The sequence below is a fragment of the Pseudarthrobacter raffinosi genome, from assembly GCF_023913835.1.
Classification (GTDB): Bacteria; Actinomycetota; Actinomycetes; order Actinomycetales; family Micrococcaceae; genus Arthrobacter; species Arthrobacter raffinosi.
Window position 1 is genome coordinate 331,776 of the sequence record NZ_JAMXBG010000002.1, and the last position, 14,231, is coordinate 346,006.

Annotated in this window: 13 protein-coding genes; 10 read left to right on the forward strand and 3 right to left on the reverse strand. The window is 65.0% G+C overall.

What is annotated here, in order from left to right; translation table 11 throughout:
- The first annotated feature begins 137 nt into the window (after nt 1–137).
- A complete protein-coding gene (gene pdxS, locus NG697_RS03390; protein WP_308216167.1) occupies nt 138–1,064 on the forward strand; it encodes a pyridoxal 5'-phosphate synthase lyase subunit PdxS in 927 nt (308 codons plus the stop codon).
- A gap of 152 nt (nt 1,065–1,216) precedes the next feature.
- On the opposite strand, the gene NG697_RS03395 is transcribed toward pdxS, so the two are convergent.
- Nucleotides 1,217–3,229, reverse strand: coding sequence for a M3 family metallopeptidase (locus tag NG697_RS03395; RefSeq protein ID WP_252613624.1), 2,013 nt, complete (start codon nt 3,227–3,229; stop codon nt 1,217–1,219).
- Nucleotides 3,230–3,313: 84 nt separating this feature from the next.
- Here NG697_RS03395 and NG697_RS03400 point away from each other — a divergent pair, with 84 nt between their 5' ends.
- The gene (locus tag NG697_RS03400) at nt 3,314–4,585 is read left to right on the forward strand and encodes a CapA family protein (RefSeq protein ID WP_252609587.1); all 1,272 of its coding nucleotides are present in this window, start codon (nt 3,314–3,316) and stop codon (nt 4,583–4,585) included.
- Nucleotides 4,586–4,621: 36 nt separating this feature from the next.
- On the opposite strand, the gene NG697_RS03405 is transcribed toward NG697_RS03400, so the two are convergent.
- Together NG697_RS03405 and NG697_RS03410 are read right to left on the reverse strand one after the other, a co-directional pair.
- Nucleotides 4,622–5,389 (reverse strand): type 1 glutamine amidotransferase, encoded by a 768-nt coding sequence (locus NG697_RS03405; RefSeq protein ID WP_252609588.1) that lies wholly within the window; start codon nt 5,387–5,389, stop codon nt 4,622–4,624.
- Entirely contained in the window at nt 5,386–6,678 is a 1,293-nt protein-coding gene (locus tag NG697_RS03410) for a Mur ligase family protein (protein ID WP_252609589.1), read from the reverse strand. The genes NG697_RS03405 and NG697_RS03410 overlap by 4 nt, the downstream gene beginning before the upstream one ends.
- Before the next feature lie 90 nt (nt 6,679–6,768).
- Here NG697_RS03410 and pdxT point away from each other — a divergent pair, with 90 nt between their 5' ends.
- From pdxT to secF, 8 genes are all read left to right on the forward strand, one after another.
- Nucleotides 6,769–7,479, forward strand: a complete 711-nt coding sequence (gene pdxT, locus NG697_RS03415; RefSeq protein ID WP_252609590.1) for a pyridoxal 5'-phosphate synthase glutaminase subunit PdxT — start codon at nt 6,769–6,771, stop codon at nt 7,477–7,479.
- 3 nt (nt 7,480–7,482) lie between these two features.
- Nucleotides 7,483–8,238: a YebC/PmpR family DNA-binding transcriptional regulator gene (locus NG697_RS03420; RefSeq protein ID WP_058932337.1), complete on the forward strand. Its 756-nt coding sequence runs from the start codon at nt 7,483–7,485 to the stop codon at nt 8,236–8,238.
- A 35-nt stretch (nt 8,239–8,273) separates the two neighbouring features.
- Entirely contained in the window at nt 8,274–8,852 is a 579-nt protein-coding gene (ruvC, locus tag NG697_RS03425; RefSeq protein ID WP_252613625.1) for a crossover junction endodeoxyribonuclease RuvC, read from the forward strand.
- 90 nt (nt 8,853–8,942) lie between these two features.
- A complete protein-coding gene (gene ruvA, locus NG697_RS03430; RefSeq protein ID WP_141140748.1) occupies nt 8,943–9,587 on the forward strand; it encodes a Holliday junction branch migration protein RuvA in 645 nt (214 codons plus the stop codon).
- Entirely contained in the window at nt 9,580–10,668 is a 1,089-nt protein-coding gene (ruvB, locus tag NG697_RS03435) for a Holliday junction branch migration DNA helicase RuvB (RefSeq protein ID WP_252613626.1), read from the forward strand. Before ruvA ends, ruvB begins: the two co-directional genes overlap by 8 nt.
- Before the next feature lie 182 nt (nt 10,669–10,850).
- Nucleotides 10,851–11,237, forward strand: a complete 387-nt coding sequence (gene yajC, locus NG697_RS03440; RefSeq protein ID WP_252599457.1) for a preprotein translocase subunit YajC — start codon at nt 10,851–10,853, stop codon at nt 11,235–11,237.
- 111 nt (nt 11,238–11,348) lie between these two features.
- A complete protein-coding gene (gene secD / locus NG697_RS03445) occupies nt 11,349–13,106 on the forward strand; it encodes a protein translocase subunit SecD (RefSeq protein WP_058932341.1) in 1,758 nt (585 codons plus the stop codon).
- Entirely contained in the window at nt 13,106–14,128 is a 1,023-nt protein-coding gene (gene secF / locus NG697_RS03450) for a protein translocase subunit SecF (protein WP_252599455.1), read from the forward strand. The genes secD and secF overlap by 1 nt, the downstream gene beginning before the upstream one ends.
- Nucleotides 14,129–14,231: the final 103 nt, after the last annotated feature.

A 14,231-nucleotide genomic window follows, 5' to 3' on the forward strand; every position in this document is an offset into this window, starting at 1 on the left:
GATTAAGCCCGCCGCCTGCCGTGGGACTAGTATTGTGACTGCCCGGTCAATGGATCCGGCAACCCGGTGCGTGTACTTTCGGTTTCTTGCCGCCCTCACGCCCGGCGAAGATCATCTATCTACCCATAGGGGTTTTTGTGTCTACACCTGATGTAAGCAGCGAAGCCGGTTCGTCCGCGAACAGCGTCACGGGCAGCAACCGCGTCAAGCGGGGCATGGCCGAGATGCTCAAGGGCGGCGTCATCATGGACGTCGTCAACGTTGAACAGGCCCGCATCGCCGAAGACGCCGGTGCCGTTGCAGTGATGGCGCTCGAACGCGTTCCGGCCGATATCCGTGCCCAGGGCGGCGTGTCCCGGATGTCGGACCCGGACATGATCGAGGCGATCATCGCAGCCGTGTCCGTCCCGGTCATGGCCAAGGCCCGGATCGGCCACTTCGTGGAGGCCCAGGTCCTGCAGTCGTTGGGCGTGGACTACATTGACGAGTCCGAGGTCCTGACCCCGGCCGACTACGTCCACCACATCGACAAGTGGAACTTCAAGGTTCCCTTCGTCTGTGGCGCCACGAACCTTGGTGAGGCGCTGCGCCGCATCAACGAGGGCGCGGCCATGATCCGTTCCAAGGGTGAGGCCGGCACCGGCGACGTCTCCAACGCCACCGGGCACATGCGCCAGATCCGCGCCGAGATCGCCAAGCTTGCCGCTCTGCCCGAGGACGAGCTCTACGTCGCGGCCAAGGAACTGCAGGCCCCGTACGAACTGGTCAAGGAAGTTGCCGCGGCCGGTAAGCTCCCGGTGGTGCTGTTCACCGCGGGCGGCATCGCCACCCCAGCCGACGCTGCGATGATGATGCAGCTCGGCGCTGACGGCGTGTTCGTCGGTTCGGGCATCTTCAAGTCCGGCAACCCGGCCCAGCGTGCCGCTGCCGTGGTCAAGGCCACCACGTTCTTCGATGACCCCGACGTCATTGCCAAGGCCTCCCGCGGCCTCGGCGAGGCCATGGTGGGCATCAACGTCGACGAGATCCCGCAGCCGCACCGCCTCTCCGAGCGCGGCTGGTAACAGCTCCAAAGCAGTACGACGGCGGCGGGTCACTTTTCGAAGGTGGGCCGCCGCCGTCGTCGGTGGTTGAGCCTGTCGAAACCCCATCGATTGCTCCGTAACCGCCGTTATGGGCCCTCAAAACGGCTGTTACGGAGCAACCGATGAGGGGGTTAGTCGAGGCCGCGGCGTTTCAGCAGGGGCTCCAGCCGGGCGTCCCGGCCGCGAAGCGCGCGGAAGGATTCCAGCGGGTCCCTGCTGTTGCCGCGGGAGAGCAGCTCCTGGCGGAAGCGTTCACCGTTGGTGCGCGTTATGCCGCCGTTCTCGGTGAACCAGTCCACGGTTTCGGCATCCAGCGCCTCACTCCAGATGTACGAGTAATAGCCGGCCGCATAGCCAGCCCCGGCGAAGATGTGCTGGAAATAGCCGGTGCGATAACGCGGCGGGATCAGGGCATGAGCCACGCCCACGGCCGCGAGGGACTTCGCCTCAAACGCCAGGACGTCGTCGGGGATTTCGGTTTCGTCCAGCACATGCCAGGCCAGGTCCAGCAGCGCGGCACCGAGGTATTCCGTGGTCCCGAAGCCTTCGCCCCAGAGCCGTGAGTCGTTCAGCTTGTCCACCACCTGCTGCGGAAGCGGTTCGCCGGTGGCGTGGTGCCGGGCATAATGGGCAAGCACCTCCGGCCACAGGATCCACATCTCGTTGACCTGCGACGGGTATTCCACAAAGTCACGGGGGACAGCAGTCCCGGCGAACCGCGGATACGTCACGTTCGACAACAAGCCGTGGAGTGCGTGTCCGAACTCGTGGAAAGTGGTGCGTAGCTCGTCCAGCGTCAGGAGTGTGGGCTCGCCTGCCGGCGGCTTGGAGATGTTGAGGTTGTTGATCACCACGGGCCGGGTGCCCAGCAGGCCCGACTGGTCCACCAGCGAGTTCATCCAGGCGCCGCCCCGCTTGGATTCGCGGGTGTAGTAGTCGCCCAGGAACACTCCCAGTCCGCTGCCGTCCTGGTCCCGGACTTCCCAGACGCGGACATCCGGGTGGTAGCCTGCGAGGTCCTTGCGTTCGTGGAACGTGATGCCGTAGAGGGATGTGGCGGCGAAGAAGACGCCGTCCCGGAGCACGCGTTCCAGCTCGAAATAGGGGCGGAGTGCCTGCTCGTCCACGGCGTATTTTTCCCGCCGCACCTTGGCTGAGTAAAACGCCCAGTCCCAGGCCTCCAGCGGATGCCCTGCCGCCTCGGTCAGGGCCGCAGCCTCGGCGTCGGCATTGCGCACAGCCGCCGGGGCCAGCCTGGTCAGCATGGACTGGACCGCGTCAAAGTCGCGGGCCGTCTGGCGGTCCACCACGAGTTCGGCATAGTTGGCGAAACCCAGAAGGGCTGCCTTTTCAGCGCGCAGGCGTGCCGTCGACCTGGCCAGTTCCAGGACGTCCAGGCTGCCGCCATCACTGCCCCGGCCGATGGAAGCTTCAAACAGCCGACGGCGGATGTCCCGGTTTTCGAGGGCAGCCAGGGCAGGCTGGTTGCTGGGCTGGATCAGCGTCAGCAGGAATTTTCCGTCGTGGCCAACGGCGCGGGCCGCCTCAGCAGCGCTGGCGACATCGTCCGCCGGCAAGCCGGCCAATTCGGCTGCCGTGTCCAGCAGCAAGGCAGAAGATTTCATGGCCTCCTTGACCCGCTGGCCAAACTCCGTGCCCAGTTTGGACAGCTCCGCGTTGATTTCCTTCAGCCGTTCCTGGTCCGGCTTTTCGAGCTGGATCCCGGACTGGCGGAATTCCTTCACGTACTCCTCCACGAGCCGGACGGACTCACCGTCCTGCCCGGAGGTGTCAATCGCCGCGAACCTGTCGAACAGTGCCCGGTTGAGGTAGATTTCGTCCTGATGCGCCGAAATGCGGGGTGAGAGTTCGGTTTCCAGGTCACGGATTTCGTCTGTTGCGTCGGCTGAGGCAAGGGTGAAGAAGGAGTCGGCCGCCCGCTGGAGCAGTTGGCCGGACTTCTCCATGGCCAGGGCCGTGTTCTCGAAGTCCGCCGGCGCCGGGTTGTCCACGATCGCCAGGATTTCCACCAGATGTTCCGTCAGGCCAGCGTCGATGGCTTCGGCGTAATCGGTTGGTTTGATCCGGGCAAAAGGCGGCAGCCCATAGGGCAGCGCGCTGGCGCTGAGGAGGGGATTCGTCATCACGCTAACCTTTCACACTGGCGCATGCTTCTCAACGCGCGGCTTTGCCGAATTTGCGCGGCGGCCAGACCTACAATGACGCTTATGGGGAAAAGGTTGGGCGCTGCTTCGGTGCGCGCTGTTGCTGTTCGTTCCGCTGCTGCGGTGTCCGCCGGCGCCCTGGCCGCTGCCCTGCTGGCAGGATGCGGCCTGGTCGCCGAACAGACCGCTCCTTCCTCCGGTGCAGCTGCGAGTACCGGCGCCGGGACAAGGCAGCCAAGCCCGACGGCGACCCCCACCCCGACGCCCACTCCCACCCCCGGCGCGGGGCCGGCCTGCCCCACGCTGCGGTGCACGTCCGTCGTCGTGACCGGCGACATGCTGGTCCACACCCAACTCTGGCAACAGGCCCGCGACGATGCCGCCGCAGCAGACAAACCAGGGCTGGACTTCACCCCGCTCCTCGAAGGCCAACGAAAGTACATCCACGCCAGCGACCTCGCTATCTGCCACCAGGAAACGCCCGTGGCCGGGCCCGATGGCCCGTTCTCCGCGTACCCGTCATTCAACGTCCCGCCGCAGATCATCACAGCCGTTAAGGCGGTGGGGTACCAGGCCTGCACCACCGCGAGCAACCACACGATCGACCGGAGCACGGACGGAGTACTGCGTACCCTGGACGCCCTGGATGCGGAGGGGCTGAAGCACACCGGTTCCTACCGCACCCAGACCGAGTCGCAGGGAATCCTGATCCTGCAGACCAACGCCGCCAAGATTGCCATCATCCAGGGAACCTACGGGCTCAACGGCCAATACCCTGAATACGACTGGCAGGTGGACATGCTGGACGCGCCCACCATGATCGCCAAGGCCGTGAAGGCGCGGGCTCTCGGCGCGGACATCGTGCTCGGTGCCATGCACGCCGGCGACGAGTATGCCAGTGAAGCCAACGCTCAGCAGCAGGAGGTGGCCCACGCCCTGGTGGACAGCGGCCAGTTCACCATGATCTACGGCCACCACACCCACTCGGTGCTGCCCATCGAAAACTACAAGGGAACCTGGATCGTCTACGGCCTGGGCAACGGAGTCGCCGAACTGTCGCCCTGGTACGTAGTGAACAACGAGGGCCTGCTCGTGCGGGCACAGTTCAGCCAGGACGCAGCCGGGAAGTGGACGGCGTCGGACCTGACCTGGGCCCCCTCGGTGATTGTCCGCGACCCGTACCGCTGGTGCTCGGTGGCAACCGATGCACCGCAAGGCGTCTGTGCAACTCCCGAGGCCGACGCCGCCACCAGGGTGAGGACCGCCACGGTGGTGGACTCGATGGGCGCGGCTGCTGCCGGCGCGCACGAACTGCTGATCACCAAGGATCCCTGAGACGGTTCGACGGGGAAATCGTCCGCGCAGCGCTACTCAGCGCGGACGGCGCGTTGCGTGCTCCCGGGCCAGCACCGCGTAGCGGTCGTCCGGGGCGCCGGCCGTGAAGGTGCCGTATTTACGCTCGGCGGCGGTCCTTATGAGGAAGTCGGCGATGGCAGGGTTCTTGGGCAGCAGCGAACCGTGCAGGTAGCTGGCCACCACATTCTTGTAGCGCGCGCCCTCGTGGCCGTCGCTGCTGTTGTTGCCGGTACCTTTCGCGGTGGTCCCCAACGGCCGGACGCCCGCACCCAGCGTGGTCTGCCCGCTGTGGTTCTCGTATCCCAGCACCTCGCCGAACTCTTCGGTGGCCACCCGGACGTTGCCGATCAGGCGCTCGTCCGTGCCGTGTGTCTCCACGTCCAGGACACCGATGCCCGGTATGACCGAGCCTAAGCGGGTCTTGAAGAAGCGCCCGAACAGCTGGTACAGCCCGCAGATCACCAGCATGGGTGCGCCGTCCTCGGCCAGCTTCGTGAGGACGCCGGCCTGCGACTGCAGGTCGTCCTTGATGACCAGCTGTCCGCTGTCCTGGCCGCCGCCCCCGACAATCAGGTCAACGTCGGCCGGAAACTCGTCGCCGACGTTGTACTCCAACAGATCCGGGGTGAAGCCGTGCCAGCTGATCCGCTGCTTGAGCACCAGGGCGTTGCCCCAGTCGCCGTAGATGTTCATGTCCCGCGGGTAGAGCTGCAGGACCCGGATGGTCCCCTTGGAATTCTGTTCGACGCCGTCCGGCCCGATGCCGGTTGATTCAGCGGTCATGAGACCACCTCCACTGTGGTGATTTTGGACAGCTCGCGGCGGATGGCCAGCATGGCTGTGTAGGTGCAGAAGATCCGCTTCGGTTTGCCCTTGGCGTCCCGGATGAACGCGGCGAGTGCGGGCGCGATCTCCGGCTGGACCCCGCAAATCCGGACGTCGTCATACTGCAGCCGCAGCGCCATGTCGTAGGCGCGGGAACCTGTCAGCTGGTCCACGCCGCCGTCGCGGAGCGAATCGAATTCCACGTCCCAGAGCCAGGACATGTCCCGGCCGTCGGCGTAGTTGTCGTTGATGGCGATCATGGTGGCGTAACCGCCCGCGGGGAAGGACTTCAGTCCCAGCCGGAAACCGCTGGGGTTCTTCACCAGGACGAGGTCCAGGGGCTGGCCGTCCACCGTGAGGCTTTCGCCGCGGCCGAACGCCGGCTCCACCTGGGACAGCGCGGTGAGCAGGGTGGCGTGGTCGGCTGTGGCGGCACCGCCGCCACAGATGCTGCGGGCCAGGGTCAGCGCCGCAGCCGCGTTAAAGATGTTGTAGACGCCGCGGAGCTTCATCGCGGTGGTGACCGTGGCGCCGTCGTACTCAAAATCGGCGGTGTCCGGCCCCACTTTGCGGAGTACGACGTCGGCGGCTGGCTTGTGGGGGAGCGCTGCGGGGGCGGGGCTGCCGGGCGCTGCCCGCATGTCGTCGTCGTTGGGGAACGTGCTAAGGAGCGAATCGTCCAGGCCGAAGTACTGGACGTCCTGGCCGGTGAGGGTTTCCGCGATGCGGGCCACCCGCGGATCCTCCCGGTTGAGGACCACGGTTCCGGTGGTTTTGTCGGCGATGTGCTGCAGCAGCTGGGCCGTTTTGTCGATCTCGCCGAACCGGTCCAATTGGTCACGCAGGACGTTGAGCAGCAGGCTGTACCGCGGCGGAACACGGTTCACAAAATGCGTGGCGTGGGCTTCGTCGAGCTCCAGCACGGCGACGTCGGCCCGGAGCCTGCCGCGCCAGTCCACTTCGCCCAGCAGGGCCGCCGCCACGCCGCGGGTGAAATTGCTGCCGGTGCGGTTGGTGAAGACCTTCAGGCCCTGGCTTTCCAGGAGTTCCACCACCATCTTGGTGGTAGTGGTTTTGCCGTTGGTTCCGCTCACCACGGCGACGCCGTGGGGGATCGTGGAGAGTGTCCGCTGCATAAAGCCGGGATCGATTTTTTCGACCACCAGCCCGGGCAGCGCGGACCCTCCGCCCCTGAGCCGGGACACCCGGCGGACCAGCTTGCCGAGCGGAACACTGATGTAAAGCATGCTCTGTAATATATCCCAGCAACGGCATAGAACCCTTCCCGGAAGCGCATCCGGCGCCGCCCCGGGACCAGCGCACATTATGCTGATTGGATGACAAACCCCCTTTCGGCTGCTTCTGCACGCGTGGGCTCGGGCCTCCGGATCGGCGTCCTGGCACTTCAGGGCGACTTCCGCGAACACCTCCGGGCCGTGGAAGCTGCGGGTGCCGCCGGCGTCGGAATCCGCCGCCCCTCCGAACTGGACGGCCTGGACGGCCTCATCATTCCCGGCGGAGAATCCACGGCCATCGACAAGCTGGCCCGCGCCTTTGAGCTGGCCGGACCGTTGAAGGACCGGATCCGCGACGGACTGCCGGTCTACGGTTCCTGCGCCGGCATGATCCTCCTCGCCGACGAGATCGCCGATCCGGCCACAGACCTGGCCGGCAACCCGCAGCAGACCTTCGGCGGCCTGGACATCACAGTGCGGCGCAACGCCTTCGGCCGCCAGCGCGAGTCATTCGAAACGGACCTGGATTTCAAGGGCCTGGACTTCAGCGCCACGGAATCCGGTGTCGCTCCGGTGCACGCGGTGTTCATCCGCGGACCCTGGGTGGAACGCGTCGGCGACGGCGTGGAGATACTGGCACAGGTGGAGCCCGCAGACCCTGAGCTCGCGTCCCACGCGGCGACTCTGCCGGGGACAGCTAGAATTGTTGCAGTGCGTTCCGGCCACCTGCTGGCCACCTCCTTCCACCCGGAAGTGACTGGGGAGAAACGCGTACATGAACTTTTTATCCGCATGATCAGAGGAGACGCGTAAAGCATGTCAGGACACTCCAAATGGGCGACTACCAAGCACAAGAAGGCCATCCTCGATAGCCGCCGTGCAAAATCGTTCGCCAAACTGATCAAGAACATCGAAGTCGCCGCGCGTATGGGCGGACCGGACCTCGCCGGCAACCCGGGCCTGGAACTCGCCGTCACCAAGGCCAAGAAGACCTCCGTTCCGGCCGACAATATCGACCGTGCCATCAAGCGTGGCGCCGGCCTCACCGGCGAAGTGGTTGACTACACCGAGATCATGTACGAATGCCGCGGCCCGCAGGGTTCGGCGCTGCTGATCGAGTGCCTCACGGACAACAAGAACCGAGCCGCCTCCGAGGTCCGCCTGGCCATCTCCCGCAACGGCGGCACCATCGCCGATCCCGGTTCGGTGAGCTACCTGTTCAGCCGCAAGGGCGTTGTCTCGCTGCCGAAGAACGGCCTGAGCGAGGACGACGTCCTGATGGCCGTCCTCGACGCCGGAGCCGAGGAAGTCAAGGACAACGGGGAAAGCTTCGAGATCCACTCCGAGCCGACCGACCTCCAGGCCATCCGCGATGCCCTCAAGGAAGCCGGAATCGAATACGAGACCGACGAGGCCGAGTTTGTGCCGTCCATGCAGGTGCCGCTGGACCTCGATGCCGCCAAGAAGTTCATGAAGCTCGTGGACGCCCTGGAAGAGCTCGACGACGTCCAGAACGTGTACAGCAACGCCGACCTCAGCGACGAAGTCCAGGCCGCCCTGGAAGCCGAGTGACCTTCGGCTTTGTGGCCTAAGGCGGATGTCCCAGGGTGACCCTGCGCGTATTAGGCGTTGACCCGGGCCTCACCCGGTGCGGCATCGGCGTGGTGGACGTCGAGCGGAACAGGCGCGCCACAATGGTGGCAGTCGGAGTGGTGGGTACCTCTCCCGAGGAGACCCTGGACCAGCGCCTGCTGGTTATTGCCTTGGCCATCGACGAGTGGCTGGACCGCTACGAACCCCAGGTGCTCGCCGTCGAACGCGTTTTTTCCCAGCTCAACGTCAGCACGGTAATGGGCGTGGCACAGGCCTCCGGTGTGGTGATTGCCGCCGCGGCCCGGCGCGGCATCCCGGTGGCTCTGCATACGCCGTCGGAAGTGAAAGCAGCGGTGACCGGCAGCGGTACCTCCAACAAGGAAGCCGTGACCAAACTCGTCACAAAAATCCTCAGGCTGGACGCGCCGCCGCGGCCGGCGGACGCTGCAGATGCCCTGGCCCTTGCCATCACCCACGCCTGGCGCGCGGGCAGCGGAGCCGCGATGGCCACCACCGGCCCCGGCAGCCTGTCGCTGACGCCTGCCCAGCGCGCGTGGGCCGATGCCGAGGTGAAAGCGCGCCGCGCACGCTGAATGTCCGGGGCGCTTGCTAGGGTATTCGTAGATATGTTCGGATAGCCGGTCCTACCCCCAAGAGCCCGGCAGTACACCAGGAGCCCGGCTTTGATCAGTTTCCTTCGCGGAACCGTAGCGCACGTTGGCCTTTCCGCTGCCGTGATCGACCTCAACGGGGCGGGCATGAGCGTCAACGCTACACCGCAGACCCTCAGCCGCCTCCGCACCGGCGAGGAAGGCAAGCTCTTCACGTCGCTGATCGTGCGCGAGGATTCCCTCACCCTGTTCGGTTTTGCCACCGACGACGAACGCGAGGTCTTCGATGTCCTGCTCAGCGTCAGCGGCGTAGGTCCGCGGCTCGCGCTGGCGGTGCTCGCCGTGCACGAGCCTGAAGCGATCAGGGTTGCCGCGCACACGAGTGACAGCAAGACGTTCACCACGGTGCCCGGCATCGGCCCCAAAGTGGCCGGCCGGATTGTGCTGGAACTGGCCGGCAAGCTGGTGCCCCACGGAACGGCAGGTGCCGCCGGCGTGTCCACTCCGGCCGAAGCGGCCTGGAAGCCCCAGGTGGTGGCGGCCATGACCAGCCTCGGGTGGTCGGAAAAGGATGCCGGTGCCAGCATCGAGAAGGCCCTTGCAGACGATCCCGAGGTGGAATTCCGTGGCAATGTGGCCGAGATCCTGCGGACCACGCTGCGCTGGCTGGGCCAGGACGGCGCGCGGGCCGGTAACCGCGTAGGCAGCCGTGGCTGAGCCTTCTGTGGTGGCGGCTGGGGAGGAACCCGAGGAACGGGCGATTGAAGCCGCCCTCCGGCCGAAGAACCTCGATGACTTCGTCGGCCAGCACCGGGTCCGCAGGCAACTCTCGCTGGTCCTGCAGGCCTCCCGGATGCGGGGGCGCAGCGCGGACCACGTGCTGTTTTCCGGCCCTCCGGGCCTCGGCAAAACAACCCTGGCCATGATCGTGGCCGCTGAAATGAACGCGCCACTGCGGATCAGCAGCGGTCCGGCCATCCAGCACGCCGGCGACCTCGCCGCCATCCTTTCCTCCCTTTCCGAAGGGGAGGTCCTCTTCCTGGACGAGATCCACCGGATGTCCAGGCCGGCAGAGGAAATGCTCTACATGGCCATGGAAGATTTCCGTGTGGACATTGTGGTGGGCAAGGGCGCCGGGGCCACCGCCATTCCGTTGGACCTGCCGCCCTTCACCCTGGTGGGTGCCACCACGCGCGCCGGTCTGCTGCCCGGCCCGCTTCGGGACAGGTTCGGGTTCACCGGGCATTTGGAGTTCTACAGCGTTGCCGAGCTCGAACTGGTGCTCAGGCGCTCCGCCGGCCTGCTGGACCTCAAGGTCAACTCTGCGGGCTTCAGCGAAATTGCCGGCCGGTCCCGCGGTACGCCACGTATCGCCAACCGCCTGCTCCGCCGGGTCCGGGACTGGGCACTCGTGCATGGGATTGAGCAGATTGATGCCCGCGCCGCTTCCGCTGCCCTGGACATGTATGAAGTGGATAAGCGAGGCCTGGACCGGCTGGACCGGGCAGTCCTGGAGGCACTCATTACGAAGTTCGGCGGGGGACCCGTGGGACTTTCCACCCTGGCCATTGCGGTGGGGGAGGAGACCGAGACCGTGGAAACGGTGGCGGAACCGTTCCTGGTGCGCGAAGGCCTGCTGGGCCGGACGCCCAGGGGACGCATCGCCATGGCTCCGGCCTGGACCCACTTGGGTTTCGCCGTACCGGCAGGAGTTTTCGGGCAGGAACCGCTTGATCTGTTCGAACCGGACCCGGAAAGCGCCGAGTCCGCGGCCGAATGGGCACCGAACGGCCAATAGCACTGTCCTCCCAGCTTTTCCCTTTAGACTGGTATGACTCCCGGCACGTTCGGGTCTGTGTTCCCGCGACGGCTCCGAGGAGCCGCTGCCTGCCAGGCAGGATTCTCTGCAATGGGGAACGACGCGGACGCTGCCAAACACCCGATACGCCAGTACAGAACGGAATCTTCCCTGTGGATCCAATGAACATCGTCTTGTTCGCAATGCTCGGAATCTTTATCTTCATGATGTTCCGCCGCAACAAGAAGACCAAGGAGCAGCAGGCAACGCTGCAGTCCCAGTTCGAGCCCGGTGTTGAGGTCATGACAAGCTTCGGACTCTTCGGCCGGATTGTCTCCATGGACGACGCCGAGAACAAGGTTGTCCTGGAACTCTCGCCCGGGAACCTGGCCACCGTCCACCGCCAGTCAGTGACCAAGATCGTGGAGCCTGTCGAAGCCGAGACTCCGGTCGTCCCGGATGACGCCTCAGCCCTGACCACTGAAGAAGCGGGCACCCCGACGGCATCCGCCGAAACCCCGGACGAGACCCTGAAGCGACACAACGACGAGGGCAAGAAGGACAGCTAGTCCTCGCCGCACGGCAGCCCGCGTTACAACACCTCTACGGCTGGGGACAACCGCCGGTGGGACTGATAGCTCCCGCCGGTGGTTCCTCCGTAAATAAGAGAAAGATTCACAATGGCACGAACTGGCCCTAACAACTCAGGCCTGAGGGTACTGGTGTGGCTCGGCGTAGTCCTCGCCGTGCTGACCGCCGTCCTGGCCGGCGGCACCCTTGCCGGACAGGCAAGCTGGGCACCCAAACTGGCACTGGACCTCGAGGGTGGCACCCAGATGATCCTGGCGCCCAAGGTTGAGGGCGGTTCGGACATCAATGAAGAGCAGCTCAACCAGGCCGTGGCCATCATCCGCCAACGTGTGGATGGTTCAGGTGTTGCCGAAGCGGAAATCAGCACGCAGTCAGGCCGCAACGTAGTGGTCAGCCTTCCGGGTACACCCACGAAGGAAACCCGCGACCTGATCCAGGCCTCCGCGGACATGAACTTCCGTCCCGTATTGCTGAACGGCGACGGCGCGCCCGTCCCAACGGAATCCCTCACCCCCGAAGACCAGCTTCCGAAGCCCACGGCGGAGCCCGCCAACGGCAGCGATATCAACTGGATCACCGCGGACATCTACCGGCAGTTCGAAACCATGGACTGCAACAATCCTGCGCCGGAGAGCCCGGAAGCCTCCGATCCCACTAAACCCCTGGTTACCTGCGAACCGGCAACAGAGACCACGCCGGCCATCAAGTACATCCTGGGTCCAGTGGAGGTCAAGGGCGGCAACATTGTCACGTCCTCCTTCCAGCTGCAGCAGGGTGCGCAGGGCGCTGTGACCAACGACTGGGCCGTCAACATCCAGTTCGACGACGAAGGCACCGCCAAGTTCAAGTCGGTCACCGAACGCCTGAACCAGTTCTATGTGGCAGCCGGCGGCGAAACCGGCAACGACCCCAAGGCTCAGTTCGCCATCGTTCTCGACGACCAGGTCATTTCCGCGCCGCGCTCCTTGGCCGTCATCACCGACGGACGTCCGCAGATCACCGGCGGATTCACCGAACAGACCGCCAAGGTCCTTTCCGACCAGCTTCGCTTTGGTGCACTGCCCATCAGCTTCGAGATCCAGAGCGACCAGCAGATCTCCGCCACCTTGGGTGGCGAACAGCTCCGTATGGGCCTCCTTGCAGGCATCATCGGTTTGCTCCTGGTGGTGGTCTACTCACTCTTCCAGTACCGGGCCTTGGGCCTGGTGACCATTGCATCGCTGGTGGTGGCCGGCGCCCTGACCTATCTGGCCATCGCCCTCCTGGGCTGGACCGAAAACTACCGGCTTTCCCTGGCCGGCGTGGCTGGCCTCATCGTCGCCATCGGCCAGACCGCTGACTCGTTCATCGTCTACTTTGAACGCATCCGCGATGAACTCCGCGAAGGCCGTGGATTGGTCTCCGCGGTGGAGAACGGCTGGAAGCGGGCCAAGCGCACTGTCCTGGCCTCCAAGGCCGTGAACCTGCTGGCCGCGCTGGTGCTTTACTTTGTGGCCGTCGGCAACGTCCGCGGGTTCGCTTTCACGCTGGGTCTGACGGCCATTGCCGACCTCATCGTGGTCTTTATGTTCACGCACCCGACGCTGCAGCTCCTGGCGCGCACCAAGTTCTTCGGGGAGGGCCACCGGCTCTCCGGCCTGGATCCCAAGCGGCTGGGTGTTGTGCCGCTCTACCGCGGCGCCGGGCGCCTGCGCACGCCGGAGGCCAAGCCGTCCGTGGTCCGCGCCAAGAACACCGGCGCGGCGGCCGAGGCTGAACGACGCATGACCATCGCAGAACGCCGCCTCGCGGAAAAGCAGGAGCAGCTCACCGGCTCCTCCAAGAGCGCAGCCAAGGAGAACAAGTAATGTCCAGCAGCTTCGCCAATTTCGGCAACGAGCTCTACACCGGGAAGCGCTCCTACAACTTCGTCGGTGCCAAGAAACTGTGGTTCATCATCGCGGCGGTGGCGGTGGCGCTGTCCATCCTCATTCCGGTTGCCAAGGGTGGCTTCAACCTTGGCATCGAATTCCGCGGCGGTTCGGAGTTCACCGTCTCCAACGTGCAAAGCACCGACTCGGCCCTTGGTGAAAAAGTTGTCGAAGACGTTGTGGCCGGCAGCGTTCCGCGTGTCGCCAATGTCGCCGGTACCACCATGCGGATCCAGACGGACAAGCTCACGGATGACGAGACTCTCCGGATCAAGGAAGGCCTCACCTCGGCCTACGGCGTCACTAACAACGAGGTGACATCAACCTTTATCGGACCCACCTGGGGTGCGGATGTCACCAAGCAGGCCCTGATTGGCCTGATCGTCTTCGTGGCCCTGGCCGCGGTGCTGATGGCGCTGTACTTCCGGACCTGGAAGATGTCACTGTCTGCAATGGCTGGAATGCTGGTGACGATGATGATCACCGCCGGCGTGTATGCCCTCAGTGACTTCGAGGTGACGCCCTCAGCCATCATTGGGTTCCTGACGGTGCTCAGCTACTCCCTCTATGACACGGTGGTGGTCTTCGACAAGATTCGTGAGAACACCGCGGATCTCGATGCGTCCACGCGCCGTACTTTCGGTGAGGAAGTCAACCTCGCCGTCAACCAGACCCTGGTGCGTTCCATCAACACCATGATGGTGGCCATTCTCCCGGTCGGTGCCATCCTGTTCATCGGGGCCGGCCTGCTGGGGGCCGGCACGCTGCGCGACCTGTCGCTGGCACTGTTCGTCGGAATTCTGATCGGTACGGCGGCCACGATATTCATCGCTGCCCCGATGTATGCCTGGCTGCGCCAGAACGAACCTGACCTGGTGAAGCAGGCGAAACGCGTCGAACACCGCAGGTCCGCCAACAACGCCCGGACCGAAGAATCGGCTGAGCCCGCAGAGGCCTGACCTTTTGCATCAAAGCGGGCCGGGCGGCGTCGGAATACCGACGTCGCCCGGTCCGTTTCGCATTCAGGCGCCGGTTACATAAGTGAACTGGCGGGGGAATAGA

Coding starts and splice junctions, on each gene's coding strand:
- NG697_RS03395 (WP_252613624.1), bottom strand. CDS start 3,229: ATGACGAATCCCCTCCTCAGCGCCAGCGCGCTGCCCTATGGGCTGCCG.
- NG697_RS03400 (WP_252609587.1), top strand. CDS start 3,314: ATGGGGAAAAGGTTGGGCGCTGCTTCGGTGCGCGCTGTTGCTGTTCGT.
- NG697_RS03405 (WP_252609588.1), bottom strand. CDS start 5,389: ATGACCGCTGAATCAACCGGCATCGGGCCGGACGGCGTCGAACAGAAT.
- NG697_RS03410 (WP_252609589.1), bottom strand. CDS start 6,678: ATGCTTTACATCAGTGTTCCGCTCGGCAAGCTGGTCCGCCGGGTGTCC.
- pdxT (WP_252609590.1), top strand. CDS start 6,769: ATGACAAACCCCCTTTCGGCTGCTTCTGCACGCGTGGGCTCGGGCCTC.
- NG697_RS03420 (WP_058932337.1), top strand. CDS start 7,483: ATGTCAGGACACTCCAAATGGGCGACTACCAAGCACAAGAAGGCCATC.
- yajC (WP_252599457.1), top strand. CDS start 10,851: ATGAACATCGTCTTGTTCGCAATGCTCGGAATCTTTATCTTCATGATG.
- secD (WP_058932341.1), top strand. CDS start 11,349: ATGGCACGAACTGGCCCTAACAACTCAGGCCTGAGGGTACTGGTGTGG.
- secF (WP_252599455.1), top strand. CDS start 13,106: ATGTCCAGCAGCTTCGCCAATTTCGGCAACGAGCTCTACACCGGGAAG.